The sequence below is a fragment of the Clostridium sp. SY8519 genome (genome assembly GCF_000270305.1).
In the GTDB taxonomy this organism is placed as follows: domain Bacteria; phylum Bacillota; class Clostridia; order Lachnospirales; family Lachnospiraceae; genus SY8519.
The window spans coordinates 2,102,853-2,116,517 of the sequence record NC_015737.1 but is presented as its reverse complement, the minus strand read 5'-3'; the positions used below and the strand labels follow the sequence as shown (position 1 = coordinate 2,116,517).

Below are 13,665 nucleotides of genomic sequence, written 5' to 3'. Positions count from 1 at the left end.
ATCAGATCATCAGATCCTCTCCGGATTTCTCCCGTTCTGCCAGCGCATTCAGCTCGTCCATCAGCTCCCGGTTGCGTTCATAGAGCAGAAACTTCTTATTGTATCTGTAATATGCGTCGCAGCCGTGTTCCGCAATAAATTTCGCGCTGCTGTAATTTACCGTCAGTTCTGTCACCAGGATCAGCATCTCGTTGCCGTCTCCGAAGGTCTGCTCCACAAACCGGAACAGTTCGGACAGCTTGGCGGAAATCAGGGCGGATTCCTTCTGCATGGCCTCCACCCGTTTTGCGTACTGTCCGGACAGGATCTGGAACGCTCCTGTCTCTTCCGCAGGGTTTTCCAGACGGATCTGCCGGCTGACGGCTGCGGCGAATGCCATCCGGTACTGATAGCTTCTGCGCTGCTCTTCCGTCAGTCCGCTTCCGGCTTCCCCGGTCTGCATCTCGGCCGCCAGCTCTTCGTTCAGGGCGTCCAGCGCATCCGTCACAAAGCCCCGTTTTGTTCCCTGATCCGCGGCAGACAGTTTTTCTTTCATAGACCGCAGCCGGGGCAGCAGCAGCTTGAGATCTTCTTCTTCCGCAATATTGGCCTTGATCTGCGGAAGCAGGGCTTCCAGGAGCAGTCCCATAATGGAGATCCGTTCATCAAAAGAAGCTTTTTGGGCGCGTTTCTGTACCATGGCGCTGGCAGTCCCGGTGAGAATATCCTGGATCTGATAGTCGGTGCGGTATTTGTTATACAGTTCATAATAGGCGGAAAACTCGCCGGTGATCCGCTTGTTGTGAATATACTGGCTCACCAGGGTCTCATCCACAGGAAAACCGTTTTCCTCGTAGAGAGTGATCGCCTGGGACAGATCCTCCCAGCCCCGGGCCGTCACATAGTTCTTCCCGTCCACCGTATTTTCAATCTCATAGAAGTCTTCCTTCTTAATATCCAGATAGGTGAGAATCGCCTTGTGCAGACTGTTCTGCTGCGCATAGATCTTCCATTCGTCATAATCCGGCTCCACTTCCAGGACTTTCAGACGATCCAGGGTCACTACATCGAATTCGCGCACCGAGCGGTTAAATTCCGGCGGATTCCCGGCAGTTACCACAACCCAGCCCCGGGGTACCGCATGGTTGCCGAAGGTCTTGTACTGCAGGAACTGCAGCATGGAGGGTCCCAGAGTCTCCGAAACACAGTTGATCTCGTCCAGGAAAAGAATCCCCTCTTTTTTCCCGCTCTTTTCCATGCTTTCATAGACAGAAGCTATGATTTCACTCATGGTATACATGGAGACATCAAATTCTTCGCCGCCATAGGATTTGTGTACGATAAACGGCAGACCGATGGCACTCTGTCTCGTATGATGGGTCATGGAATAGGATACCAGGGCAATATCCAGCTTTCTGGCAATCTGTTCCATGATTGCCGTTTTGCCGATGCCCGGCGCGCCGACCAGAAACACCGGCCGCTGTTTTTCCAGCGGAATCCTGTAATTTCCGTACTCATCTTTCGTCAGATAGATCTTTACCGCCTGTTCAATCTGATTTTTCGCTTCTTTTATATTCACTCCTGCAATACTCCTTTTTTCCAGTCATCCTCCTGAAAATCCTCATCCCTGAGCACCAGCTTTATGGCCCAGGCAGGGATCTTCGGTATTTTGTTCCAATCGCTGACAAAGACAAATGCTGTCTGATAGGACGGCATCCGTTCGGGAAACGTTCCCATGCCGTCCGTAAAATAAATCAGCCCCCGCAAGTCGGTAAATTCCCCTTCGCGGATCATCTGATCCACATGCTGAAACACCGGACGGAAATCCGTGCCGCCGAATCCGGAAATCCGGATTTCTTTCATATAAGCTTCAAACTCCTCGTCGCTGGTAAGCTTCACATCGGACTGTACTTTCGCGTCGCACTGAATCACATGGATATTTACCTCATGGAAAAAGCTCCGGGTGCTTTTCAAAATGGAATAGGTCCGGGACAGAAAGTTGCGTACGGTAGATCCCTGGCAGGACCCGGATGTGTCAATGGCAATGACAAAATCGTGCACTTTCTTGGTTTCCCGGTATTCCAGCGGTTCGATCAGCGGCATATTGCCGTACCGCTCCATTCCGTAGGTATAATAAATATAGTCAAATTCCTCATGGTTGATATGAATCTCTTCATTGGTAACCGCGAATTTCCTCAGAAATTCCTCGTAATTGTACCGGTCCCGCACCACTTCCTGCAGATTTTCCGATAAAGATCCCGGGGCCAGTCCCTGGTTTTTTTCAAACACCTGAATGTCCAGCTTGACGCTCTGTCCCAGCTTTTTCCAGTCCTGACTGATTTTGTTTATGCCGGGATGGGGATTCTTCTCATACTTCCGTCTGTGCGCAGCAGTGCTGTCCGGAATCCAGAACTGATGAATGTCCTGACAAAACAGGCTGCTGTCCCGCAGAAGTTCCTCCGCTTCTTCCGGATGTGTATACAGATAATGGTACACATTCTCTGCTGTCATACTGCCTGCGCGCTGCTTCAGCGCCTCGATTTTTCTGCGGCGCAGTTCATCCTCCTGCAGGGTGAATTCCTGGCGGCGCATCTCAAGAATCGTATGTTCCACCGCGGCATCCGCCGCAAAATCCCAGTATTCCTTCCGCATCTGCTCATAGGAAAAGGGATGGCTGTAAATACAGTGCAGCAGCATGTGCAGATAGATTCTGGGCAGCCGCTCCTTCTCCTGCCGGAACAGCTCCAGCGCCCGGTCCTGATGGACGAACGCGGAAACTCCGTCCGTACCCATGCCCGCCGGAAGCTGATTGCCTGCCCCGTCATCCCGGATTCCATAAAATTCCACGGGCATTTTCAGAATCGCCCTGTGAAAAAAGGGCAGGGCCACGATCAGCTGGTCCCGGACATAATCCATGATCTGCGCGGCCAGACGCCGCTTGTACTTATACAGTTCTTCCTGGTTCTGTTTCTGCATACACCTGTTCCGGGCCTTCCGGCCCTGCTCCTTTTCTGTGGAATTCTATGCGCTTTGCAGCCCAAAATATTACTTATTATATCAAGAAACCGCCGAATCCGCCAGTCTTTTCATCTACACAATTACTGGGTTATATTACCCTGCGTTTTCGTAGGTTATCTTTCCCGCAACCGCCGGTTTTCCTTTTTCAAAAAAAGACCGCGTCATGCCTGTATTTTTCCGCATGCGCAGTCTTTTTTCTCCTCCCGGGAGGTATTCGTTCCGTGTTGCAGACCGACCGCCTCATCCAGCCCAAGCATAATATTCATATTCTGAACCGCCGCGCCGGAGGCGCCTTTTCCAAGATTGTCAAACAGCGCGGTAACGGACGTCTGATCCTCATGGCCGCATACGGTCAGGACCAGCCGATTGGTGCCCGCCAGGGCATTGGCATACAGCGTACTGTCACTTTCCCCAAAAGGCATCACCGAAACAAACCGTTCGCCGGCGTAATATTCCGCCAGGCGTTCGCTGATCTCCCGGGCGGAAGGCTTTCCGGGCAGGAGACGGTTCTGAAGCATAATGGTGGTTGCCATCCCTTTGTAATAATCATCCACTACCGGCATGAAAACCGGCGGAAATTTCAGACCTGTCACCTTCTGCATTTCCGGAATATGCTTGTGGCGCAGGGACAGTCCGTAGATTCCGGGGGCATACAGCGCCTCTGCCTTGTCCGCGCTTTCATAGGACGCGATCATCTTTTTCCCGCCGCCGGAATAACCGGTCAGGGAATAACAGGTCAGGGGATAATCCTCCGGCAGGATTCCCATGCGCACCAGCGGCGCCGCAGAAGAAATCAGGCCGGTGGCGTGGCAGCCGGGATTGGCCACTCGTTTGCTGCCGGCGATCGCCTGCCGCTGTTCCGGTGACAGCTCCGGGTAGCCGTAGGTCCACCCTTCCGCCGTGCGGTGTGCGGTGGACGCGTCAATCACCCGCACCTCCGGATTCTCAATCAGCGCCACTGCCTCTCTGGCTCCCGCATCCGGCAGGCAGAGAAATACAATATCCGCTGCATTCAGGTATTTTCTGCGTTCTTCCGTATCATGACGCAGTTCTTCCTTAATGCGGAGCAGCTCCAGATCCTCCCGTGCGCCGATTCTGTCATAGATCTGCAGACCGGTGGTTCCGCTCTGCCCGTCAATATACACTTTTGTTTTCATGATGAAATCTCCCGTATTCTCATGGCGTTTCTGCCGCATCCTCTGCTGACAGACGCCGGATCACTGCTTTGAACTTCTCTATTCTATAGCAATTTTTCCGGCAGCACAAGCGTTCCCGGATCCGGGCATCCATTCCGGGAACGCCGGCACGCGCCGGTCAGTCTTTTTCCCTGTGCTCCCGGATCACTTTGATGCACTGGATCACCGCCGTCGGCAGAAATGCCAGCAGATAAATCATCCCGTACTGGAAGCCGGTCAGCCGGCTGACACTGAACCAGGGCTGCAGAAACGGCACAAACAATACCAGGTTCAGTAAAACCAGACCCAGGCCGAAGGCTCCGAGGGAATAGGGGTTGCTGCGGAACCCGATGCGGAAGATGGAATGCCGGTCACGGCAGTTAAATCCGTGGAACAGCCGCGCAAGGGTCAGGGTGGAAAACGCCATCGTCATGGCGGCGCCATGGTGTCCGACGGGATCGCCCAGATAAAACGCTGTCATGGAAGCCACGGCAATCAGCAGGCCGTGAAATACCATATCCCGGACAAATCTCCTGGTTAAAATACCTTCCTGCGGATCTCTGGGCGGATCGGAAAGCAGGTCTTTCTTCGGCGGTTCCATCCCGATGGCCAGGGCAGGCAGAGAATCCGTCAGCAGATTGATAAACAGCAGATGCACCGCTGCGAAGGGTACCGGCAAAGCGGCAATGGACGCGTATAATACGGCCAGGATTCCCGCCATGTTTCCGGACAGCAGAAATTCGATGGCATTTTTAATATTCCGGAATACATTCCTGCCGTTGGCTACCGCCTTGATGATCGTGGCGAAATTGTCATCCGTCAGAATCATGGCGGCCGCGTCTTTTGATACTTCCGTGCCGGTAATCCCCATGGCTACGCCGATATCCGCCTTTTTCAGCGCGGGGGCGTCATTGACTCCGTCGCCGGTCATCGCTGTAATGTGTCCCCGTTTCTGCCAGGCTTCCACAATCCGGATCTTGTTTTCCGGCGACACCCGGGCATAGACGGATATTTCCTCCACCTTCTGGTCCAGTTCTTCCTCCGACATGGCATCCAGTTCCATACCGGTCACGGCAAGATCGCCCTCTTCAAATATCCCGATCTGCTTCGCGATGGCCGCGGCCGTGACTTTGTGATCTCCGGTGATCATCACCGGACGGATTCCCGCGCGCTTGGCTTCTGCCACTGCCGTCACAGATTCCTCCCGGGGCGGATCCATCATGGATATTAAGCCCAGAAACGTATATCCGTACTCCTCTTCCACGGTCAGTTCTGTCTGCTCCGGCAGTTCTCTGCAGGCAAACGCCAGCACCCGGAGTCCGTTTTCCGAAAAATGCCGGTTGGCCTCCTGGACTGCTTTCCGTTTTTCCGCGTCAAAAGGAACCGTTCCCCGGGCCGTCATGATATGCTCCGTGCGCTCCAGAAGAACATCCAGCGCCCCTTTGGTAAACAGGAGATATCTGCCGTCCATGCAGTATTCCGCTGACATCAGCTTGCGGTCGGAATCAAACGGGAGCTCCGACAGGCGCTCATGGGCGCCGCGGATTTCTTCATGAGATACGCCCATCGCTTCCGCCATCTGCAGGAGACAATATTCAGTGGGATCCCCGATCCCTTCCCCGTCTCGATAGGAAGAATCGTTGGCCAGCACGGCGTCATAGAGCAGTCTGCGGTCCGGTTCTGCCTGAAGGTCAAGCGCATGGAAATCCCGGATGCCTCCATCGGTATATACTTCCTGCACGGTCATACGGTTCTGGGTCAGGGTTCCGGTTTTATCCGAACAGATCACAGAAACGCATCCCAGACTCTCGACGGCCTTCAGTTCTTTGATAATGGCATGCTCCCGTGCCATTTTCTGCGTACCCATGGCCTGGACAATCGTCACAATGGAACCCAGGGCTTCCGGAATGGCCGCCACTGCAAGCGCCACTGCAAAGAGCAAAGAATCCACCAGGGACAGATGGCTGCGGAAAAATCCCAGGACAAATACCACCGCGCAGATCACCATAATCAATACCGCCAGGCGGCTGCTGAACTGATCCAGGCTTTCCTGCAGCGGGGTCTTTTTCTCTTTGGTGGCGTTCATCAGTTCAGCAATTCTGCCGATTTCCGTATCCATTCCTGTCGCCGTTACCACGATGACTGCCCGCCCGTAGGTAACCAGCGCGCTGGAATACACCATGTTTCTGCGGTCTGCCAGCGGCAGATCCCCGGCAAGGATTTCGTCCGTCTTTTCCACATTGGTGGACTCGCCGGTCAGCGAGCTTTCATTGACCTGCAGGGAATGGCTTTCCAGGATGCGGCCGTCCGCCACAATCAGGTCTCCGGCCTCTGCCAGCAGGATATCCCCCGGCACCACCTCCGCGGAATCTATGCTGACCACCTGTCCGTCCCGCAGCACCCTGGCGCTCGGCGACGACAGGGATTTCAGGCTCTCCAGGGACTGCTCCGCCTTCCTGTGCTGCACCGTTCCCAGGACTGCGTTCAGCACCAGTACGGCAAAAATCACCACGGTGCTTTCCACACTGCCTGACAGCATGGAGATCACGGCCGCCACAATCAGGATCACTACCAGGAGGTCTTTGAACTGGGACGCGAAGACCTGCAGCAGGCTCTGCCTTTTCCCCTCCTGCAGGGCATTTCGTCCGTATTGTTTCAGGCGCCGCCCGGCCTCCTCCGGAGACAGTCCGTTCCGTGTGGACGCCAGGTCTTCCAGCACCCGGTCCTGTTCCATCTGTTCGTATCGTTTCATACATTTCTCCTCGCCATTTTGCTTGATTGTACCGATCAGCGGGCAGACCGTTCAAAAAAAATGAGACTCTTCCATACAAAAATCCATCGCATTCGCTTGGAATCCTGTATGAAAAAGTCTCATAACCATAACAAAATCAAAATGGTATATACCGCCAGGCACGCAGGCCGGGATTGTTGACCGTATATTTAAACTACTCCCTCGTTCATCGGTATGCTGTTGTCAGTCCACTTTAGCAGAATACCGGAGAAATGTCAATTATTTATGGATTTCATCCATCGTCACATATCCCATGACCATACAAAACAGCGGTTTCTTTGAAGTGGACAGATACACGGCGCCGGAACCCGGAGTTCCGTCAATGTAATAGGTTTTTCCCTTTACGTTCACCTGCACATTGTAATGCTGGGAAGCAAAGATGACATTGGAAGGATACCTGCTCTTCTTATCTTTGGCTGCGAAGCGTGTTTTCGCCGGATACCCCATAGATTTTACAATTTTTTCCACCATCTTGGCGCCTGCCGCGCAGGTTCCCTTTCCATGGACAAACAAATCTTCCGCCGTGTAGTAATTCCCATAGGAAAAGCTGGAAACTACAAAATCAGAAGCCACCAGCAGCCGGTCCAGATCATTGGGATACTGTTTTTTAATCGCTTTTCCCACTTCTTTCGCAAATATATCTGTGGCCTTTTTCTTGCTTACTACGATGATCTGGGCTTTGTAGGTTTTCCCTTTGTATTTTGCCCAGATGGTCGCCCTGCCATACCGCAGAGCTTTTACTTTTCCTTTTTTGCTGACTGTAGCCACTTTTTTGCTGGAAGAACTCCATTTTACTTTTGCGGCCTTCACACCGGACAGTTTCAGTGTGCATGTCATTTTCGGCACCAGGTACTGCTTTTTCGGTGTCAGGGTTCTTGCTGTTTTCCCGGATGCGGCGCGTGTAACCGCCATCTTCTGTCCTGCGGCCGCTTCCTGCGCATGCACAGTGGATACCGGCACTCCGGCTGCCACCACTACTCCCGCACAGAGGAACACGATTCCTGCCTTTCTGATTTTCCCAAATCTTCTTTCCATTATCGATTTCCTCCCTTTTTATTTTTAATCTCTTAAAATACAGCATCCGGCTATCAGGTTGCGCAGATCCTGTATTTTTCTCCCTAAGCATACACCTCTTTCCGCATGATGTCCATGGCGCGAAATAACGCATCCGCACCGTTTTATCCGATCCCGCTGCGCTCCGTTTTCAGAAAAACGGGGTTTTCTTTCTGCTTCTGCTGTTTCATAATAGAAATGCATTGCCAGACCTCCGTCATCGGATCCGACTGGAATTGCAGCAATACCGCAGGACGGGATACAAACAGAAAGTGAGGATAAACTATGCCAGTGATTGATCCATCCGTAATTCTGAAAGAAGGCAGTATCGTGAAAGGCCGGGTCACCATCGGTGCGGACAGCAGCATCTGGTACAACGCCGTGCTCCGCGCAGAAGACGATACCATTACCATCGGCCGGGGCACCAACATTCAGGACTGCTGTGTGATCCATGTGGACGCAGGCGCGCCGGTGGTGCTTGGGGACCATGTCACAGTAGGACACGGAGCCGTCCTCCATGGCTGCCGGATCGGTGACAACACCCTGGTAGGCATGGGCAGCATCCTGTTAAACGGCGCGGTCATCGGCAAAAACTGTCTGATCGGCGCAGGGGCGCTGGTGACCCAGCATACCGTGATTCCGGACAATTCACTGGTCATGGGTTTCCCGGCAAAAATCATCCGCCCTCTGACCGCCCGGGAAATTCAGGAGAATCAGGAAAGCGCCCTGGAATATATCCGGCTGAGCAGACAGGACTGATCTCCCGCACCTCTGCCCGTTGTATAAAACTCCCCTTTTTGCCATTTTTGATAACTTTTTAACAAAGTTTACAATTTTTTTCAACAGAATTATGTATTTTTTAGTATAATCGCTGAAAAATATGAAAAAGAATGGTATGATACATGCTGGAGATGGGATTTTTTTCTCTAATCAGGTAAAACGTGCCATCCGATGGCACAAATTTAAAGGAGGTTTTTACCAATGGGAACGATTAAAGTAGGCATCAATGGATTTGGCCGGATTGCGCGGGTGATTCTTCGCAGCCTGGAGGAGCGAAGCGATACAGCAGATATTGAGATCTGCGGCATCAACATTCACAACGCAGACTTTAAGAGAATGGCATATCAGGTAGAATACGATTCTGTATTCGGCCGTTTCCAGGGTGACGTAGAAGCTACCGATACCGGTATCCGGATCAACGGAAAAGACATCCGGGTCTTCAGTGAAGATGATCCGGCAGATATCGACTGGGCCGGCTGCGGTGCGGAATACGTCATTGAGTCCACCGGAAAATTCCTTACCAAAGAAGCAGCTTCCAAACATTTCAACGGCGGAGCCAAAAGAGTCATCCTGACAGCCCCCGCCAAAAGTGACGGTATCCCAACGTTCGTCATGGGCGTAAACCACAACGACTACGATCCGGCTACTATGACTATTGTCTCCAACGCAAGCTGCACCACCAACTGTCTTGCACCGCTGACGAAAGTCATCCATGATACCTTCGGCATCGAAAAGGCGCTGATGTCCACCATCCACGCTTCCACATCCAAGCAGAAGCCTGTGGATTCCAACGGCGGCCGTGACTGGAGAACCGGACGTTCCGTATTCAACAACATCATTCCGTCCACCACCGGCGCAGCCAAGGCAGTGGGCAAAGTAATTCCGGAACTGAACGGCAAGATGACCGGCATGAGCTTCCGGGTGCCCAGCAACGATGTCTCTGTCGTGGATCTGACAGCAGAATTAAAGACCCCGGCTACCTACGAAGCCATCTGCGACGCAGTCCGCAAAGCTTCCGAAACCACCATGAAAGGCATCATCGAATATAACAACGATGAAATTGTTTCCGCCGACCTGCGGGGCAATTACAACACCTGTATCTTCGATGAGAAAGCCGGAATCATGCTGGACGATACTTTTGTAAAACTGATCGCATGGTATGATAATGAATGGGGCTATTCCAACAAAGTCATTGATCTTGTGATGCATGTCGCAAGGACAGACGCCAAAGCCTGAATCACGAAATCCGTATCGGCCGCTGACTGGTCGATACGGATTTTTTTGCTGAAAAAAGGCAGCCCGCGGGATGCTGTGGGGGAAATACAACATCCCGGAACTGCCGTCAGAAAAAGGGGCTGCTTACTTTATTCAAACATATCACGGATCCGCCGTTTTGTCTCGGTGTATCGTTTCAGCGGAATCGGCACCAGGCTGTCATCCTGCATAATCACCTGATAGGGGCGAATCTGTGAGATAAAGTTTACATTAATAATATATCCTCTGTGAATCTGCAGAAACGGACGGGACTCGCCCACGCTCTGACGAAACACCGCCAGATTGTCCCTGGCGGAAAGATCGCCGTCCACCGTATGCACAACCGTATGCTTGCGGTCTGCCATAAAATACAGGACCTCATTGGGATGCAGAAAATGCACCACCCCGTCCTTATCGGTAAATACGATCCGCACATCCGAAGACATTCTGCCGGCACGCCGCTCCGCGTATTCTTTGGCAGCTGCGCCCAGCATGGCGTCCCGGTTCTCTCTGTCACAGGACTCCCACTCATCCAGCGGGCTGGAAATGCACAGATGTTTTACTTTCAGCAGATTGTTAATCAGTTCCCAGACCATGACACACCTGCGGGAACCGATGGCGATCTCTTCCTCGTTTTCATCGCTGAGCATCTGATATCTGCCGATGACGGTACATGTTTTGCCGCTGTTCTGCGCAATCAGAAACTCCTGGTTGGTCATGTGGGCCGCCGTAATCTGCCGGGAATATCTTTCCACACTGTCCCGGAAGGCCCGCATTCCTATTTCAAACTGATCCCTGCGCTGATCCCTGCGGGAACCGATCCAGGTAACATCGATCGAACAGTAAGAAAATACAGGGCCGAGATCTTTCTGGTAGAACTTCTGCAGGATTTCCTGGGTTCTGCGGAGCGCCTCTTCTGTCTGCCTTTTGTTCATCTTGCTGCCTCCCGTTTCTGCTCTGTCAGACCAAGGTTTTGCTTCCTATGTAACATAACATTTTTCCTATTTCCGCGCAATATGGTCAAGAACGAACATCATTTTCTCTGACACCAAAAATAGAAAAGCACAACTTTTTGTAGGGAATTGAGTGTTCTTCCGCAGATTATCGGCTGTTTTCGAAGGAGTCTCCGTCAGGGCTTCACTTTCCGGTAGATTTCCCGGGGTACGTATGCCCGGACCCGTATGCCTTCCGGGGTATACTCTTCCGCAAGCAGGTTTCCGTATTTCCGAATCAGCTGAATGCTACCGGCCGATGCATAGGGAAAGCAATGCTCCAGATAGACCGACTCTTCCAGCAGCAGTTCCGTCAGGGCCTGTTTCACAAGTTCTGTGCCCTCCCCCTTTCGCAGGGAAGTCCGAATCGTCTTTACCGCGTGGGGATCCCGGTAATACAGGGGACCCTCCACCAGATCCATTTTGTTCAGCAGGGTAATGATTCTGTGGCGGCCGATCCCCAGCTGCTCCAGGGTCTCATAAACCACCCGGATGTGCTCTTCCATCTGCGGACTGGAGGCATCCACCACATGAATGATGTAATCCGCGTATTTCGCTTCCTCCAGGGTGGAGCGAAACGCCTCGATCAGGTGATGGGGCAGTTTGGAGATAAACCCTACGGTATCGGTCAGAAGGATCTCCTGTCCGCCTTCTAACTGAAGCAGACGGGTGGTGGGATCCAGTGTGGCAAAAAGCCTGTCCTCTTCCAGCACGCCCGCGCCGGTCAGGCAGTTTAAAAGCGTGGATTTGCCCGCATTGGTATATCCCACCACCGCTGCCTGCCGGATGCTGGAGCGCTGCCGGTTCTCTCTGGTCACCTGCCGGTGCTGCTGGATTTCCCGGATTTCTCTTTTCAGCTGGGAGATCCTGCTGCGGATTCGGCGGCGGTCCATCTCCAGCTTCTTCTCTCCCGGTCCCCGGGTGCCGATTCCCCCGCCCAGCCGGGACAGGGAACGTCCCAGTCCGGCCAGGTGGGTCAGGTTATAGCGCTGCTGAGCCAGCTCCACCTGGGCTTTTCCCTCTGCGGAAGATGCCCGCCGGGCGAAGATATCCAGAATCACCAGCGTGCGGTCGATCACTTTTGTATGCAGAAGATCATTCAGATTCGCGATCTGTGCCGGTGAAAGTTCGTCATCACAGAGAATGCCGGTGGCTCCCGTTTGCAGAAGCAGGGAGTGGATTTCCTCGATTTTTCCGGATCCGACATAAGTGGCCGGATCAAAAGCGGAACGATTCTGCAGAACCTGTCCGACTACCGCCGCGCCGGAGGTTTCCGCCAGTTCCTGAAGTTCCTCCAGAGAATCCCACGCCGCCTGTTCCTCTTCCAGCGCCGCTGCCACCAGCACGAATGACTCCTGTTCCTGTCTGATCTGTATCATCTCACTCACACCTGCTGTCCTCCAAATGGAGCAGTGCGTCCCGGATCCGGTCCGGATCTCCGGTCACAGAGCCCTGTACCATCGCAGGTTTTCCGCCTCCTTTGCCCTCCAGCTGCTCTTTCAGGATCTGGCTGCAGACCCGCGCGTCTTCCCTGCTGCTCCCGATAATGTACCGCCAGCTGTCTGTGTCGGTTTCCACGAAGATTCCGCAGTATCCCCCGTGCCCCTCCATCAGACGGTTCACCCCTTCTCTCTGGATCTGGCTGTCCAGATCCCGCAGGAACAAAAACACGTCCTTTTGCTGCTCCGGCACGGTCCGGAGGCTGTCTTCCATCCGTTCCGTCTGCAGCCGGTAAATCCTCTGCTGCTGGGCAGCCTTTTCTTCCAGAAGCTGCCGGACACCATCTGCCGCCTCCTCCTGCTTTCTGGAAGTCAGACGGGAGATTTCTTCCAGCACCCGGGTCTTGCGCTGCAGGTCCGCGAAGGCGCGCTGCCCGCAGAGAATCGTCAGACGCATTCCGTCGGACATTTTCATGGCTGAGAGAATCCGGATGACCCCGATTTCTCCCGTGCGGCTTACGTGGGGCGCGCAGCAGGCACACCGGTCCACCCCTTCAATGGTTACGATGCGCACCGGTCCGTCGATTTCCTTTTTGCTGCGATACTCCATTGCCGCCAGTTCTCCGGAAGACGGATACCGCCCATGTACCGGCACATTTTTCCAGATTACCTGATTGGCCTTCCGCTCAATGGCATCCAGCTGCTCCTGGTCCAGAAACCCGCTGATATCCAGCGTCACCGTGTTCTGACTCAGATGAAATCCGATATTCTCATAGCCGTACTGCCGGTGAATCAGGCCGCTGATGATGTGCTCGCCGGTGTGGTTCTGCATGTTGGAAAACCGCTCCTCCCACGCAATCCTTCCATCTACGGAATCTCCCGGCACGGGTACCTGCGCCGGATCTTCGATCCGGATGATATGGCGGATCACATCCCCCTCGATCTGCACATCCAGCACCGGCCATCCGGCAATGGTGCCCCCATCTGCTGTCTGTCCGCCCTCTTCCGGGAAAAACAGCGTCTGATCCAGGATCAGCTCATACATCCGGTCTTTTTTCTCCGTAATCCGCTTAACTTCAGCGGAAAATTCCACCCCGTAGGGATCTGTATCATATAATTTCACGGTTGGTTCACACATCATCGTTTTTCTCTGTCTCCCTGTTTCTTTTTTAATACTTCGGTGA

10 protein-coding genes are annotated in these 13,665 nt (G+C 53.3%); 2 read left to right on the top strand and 8 right to left on the bottom strand.

Annotation, left to right across the window (positions count from 1 at the left end):
• Position 1 precedes the first annotated feature (1 nt).
• The 5 genes from CXIVA_RS09890 to CXIVA_RS09870 form a co-directional block, all read right to left on the bottom strand.
• Positions 2-1,558 (bottom strand): AAA family ATPase, encoded by a 1,557-nt coding sequence (locus CXIVA_RS09890; RefSeq protein WP_013977887.1) that lies wholly within the window; start codon positions 1,556-1,558, stop codon positions 2-4.
• Complete coding sequence (locus CXIVA_RS09885) at positions 1,555-2,955, bottom strand: VWA-like domain-containing protein (RefSeq protein WP_013977886.1); 1,401 nt, start codon at positions 2,953-2,955, stop codon at positions 1,555-1,557. Before CXIVA_RS09885 ends, CXIVA_RS09890 begins: the two co-directional genes overlap by 4 nt.
• Before the next feature lie 203 nt (positions 2,956-3,158).
• Positions 3,159-4,154 (bottom strand): N-acetyl-gamma-glutamyl-phosphate reductase, encoded by a 996-nt coding sequence (gene argC, locus CXIVA_RS09880; protein ID WP_013977885.1) that lies wholly within the window; start codon positions 4,152-4,154, stop codon positions 3,159-3,161.
• A 157-nt stretch (positions 4,155-4,311) separates the two neighbouring features.
• Positions 4,312-6,924, bottom strand: coding sequence for a cation-translocating P-type ATPase (locus CXIVA_RS09875; protein ID WP_013977884.1), 2,613 nt, complete (start codon positions 6,922-6,924; stop codon positions 4,312-4,314).
• Between the two features lie 258 nt (positions 6,925-7,182).
• On the bottom strand, positions 7,183-7,998 hold the full coding sequence (locus tag CXIVA_RS09870; protein ID WP_013977883.1) for an Ig-like domain-containing protein: 816 nt from the start codon (positions 7,996-7,998) through the stop codon (positions 7,183-7,185).
• 303 nt (positions 7,999-8,301) lie between these two features.
• On the opposite strand from CXIVA_RS09870, the gene CXIVA_RS09860 reads away from it, so the two are divergent.
• Together CXIVA_RS09860 and gap are read left to right on the top strand one after the other, a co-directional pair.
• Positions 8,302-8,775, top strand: a complete 474-nt coding sequence (locus tag CXIVA_RS09860; protein WP_013977882.1) for a gamma carbonic anhydrase family protein — start codon at positions 8,302-8,304, stop codon at positions 8,773-8,775.
• A gap of 222 nt (positions 8,776-8,997) precedes the next feature.
• On the top strand, positions 8,998-10,032 hold the full coding sequence (gene gap, locus CXIVA_RS09855) for a type I glyceraldehyde-3-phosphate dehydrogenase (RefSeq protein ID WP_013977881.1): 1,035 nt from the start codon (positions 8,998-9,000) through the stop codon (positions 10,030-10,032).
• Between the two features lie 128 nt (positions 10,033-10,160).
• Here gap and CXIVA_RS09850 read toward each other — a convergent pair whose 3' ends face one another.
• The 3 genes from CXIVA_RS09850 to CXIVA_RS09840 all read right to left on the bottom strand — a co-directional run bounded on the left by CXIVA_RS09850 (position 10,161) and on the right by CXIVA_RS09840 (position 13,622).
• Positions 10,161-10,985 (bottom strand): LytTR family DNA-binding domain-containing protein, encoded by an 825-nt coding sequence (locus CXIVA_RS09850; protein WP_013977880.1) that lies wholly within the window; start codon positions 10,983-10,985, stop codon positions 10,161-10,163.
• Between the two features lie 194 nt (positions 10,986-11,179).
• Positions 11,180-12,421, bottom strand: a complete 1,242-nt coding sequence (gene hflX, locus CXIVA_RS09845) for a GTPase HflX (protein ID WP_041727840.1) — start codon at positions 12,419-12,421, stop codon at positions 11,180-11,182.
• 1 nt (position 12,422) lies between these two features.
• On the bottom strand, positions 12,423-13,622 hold the full coding sequence (locus CXIVA_RS09840; protein WP_013977878.1) for a hypothetical protein: 1,200 nt from the start codon (positions 13,620-13,622) through the stop codon (positions 12,423-12,425).
• Between the last annotated feature and the right edge of the window lie 43 nt (positions 13,623-13,665).

What these genes read in the sequence shown, in the direction of transcription:
- CXIVA_RS09860 (WP_013977882.1), top strand. Translation starts at nt 8,302, where the DNA reads ATGCCAGTGATTGATCCATCCGTAATTCTGAAAGAAGGCAGTATCGTG.
- CXIVA_RS09850 (WP_013977880.1), bottom strand. Translation starts at nt 10,985, where the DNA reads ATGAACAAAAGGCAGACAGAAGAGGCGCTCCGCAGAACCCAGGAAATC.
- hflX (WP_041727840.1), bottom strand. Translation starts at nt 12,421, where the DNA reads ATGATACAGATCAGACAGGAACAGGAGTCATTCGTGCTGGTGGCAGCG.
- CXIVA_RS09840 (WP_013977878.1), bottom strand. Translation starts at nt 13,622, where the DNA reads ATGATGTGTGAACCAACCGTGAAATTATATGATACAGATCCCTACGGG.
- CXIVA_RS09875 (WP_013977884.1), bottom strand. Translation starts at nt 6,924, where the DNA reads ATGAAACGATACGAACAGATGGAACAGGACCGGGTGCTGGAAGACCTG.
- argC (WP_013977885.1), bottom strand. Translation starts at nt 4,154, where the DNA reads ATGAAAACAAAAGTGTATATTGACGGGCAGAGCGGAACCACCGGTCTG.
- CXIVA_RS09870 (WP_013977883.1), bottom strand. Translation starts at nt 7,998, where the DNA reads ATGGAAAGAAGATTTGGGAAAATCAGAAAGGCAGGAATCGTGTTCCTC.
- gap (WP_013977881.1), top strand. Translation starts at nt 8,998, where the DNA reads ATGGGAACGATTAAAGTAGGCATCAATGGATTTGGCCGGATTGCGCGG.
- CXIVA_RS09885 (WP_013977886.1), bottom strand. Translation starts at nt 2,955, where the DNA reads ATGCAGAAACAGAACCAGGAAGAACTGTATAAGTACAAGCGGCGTCTG.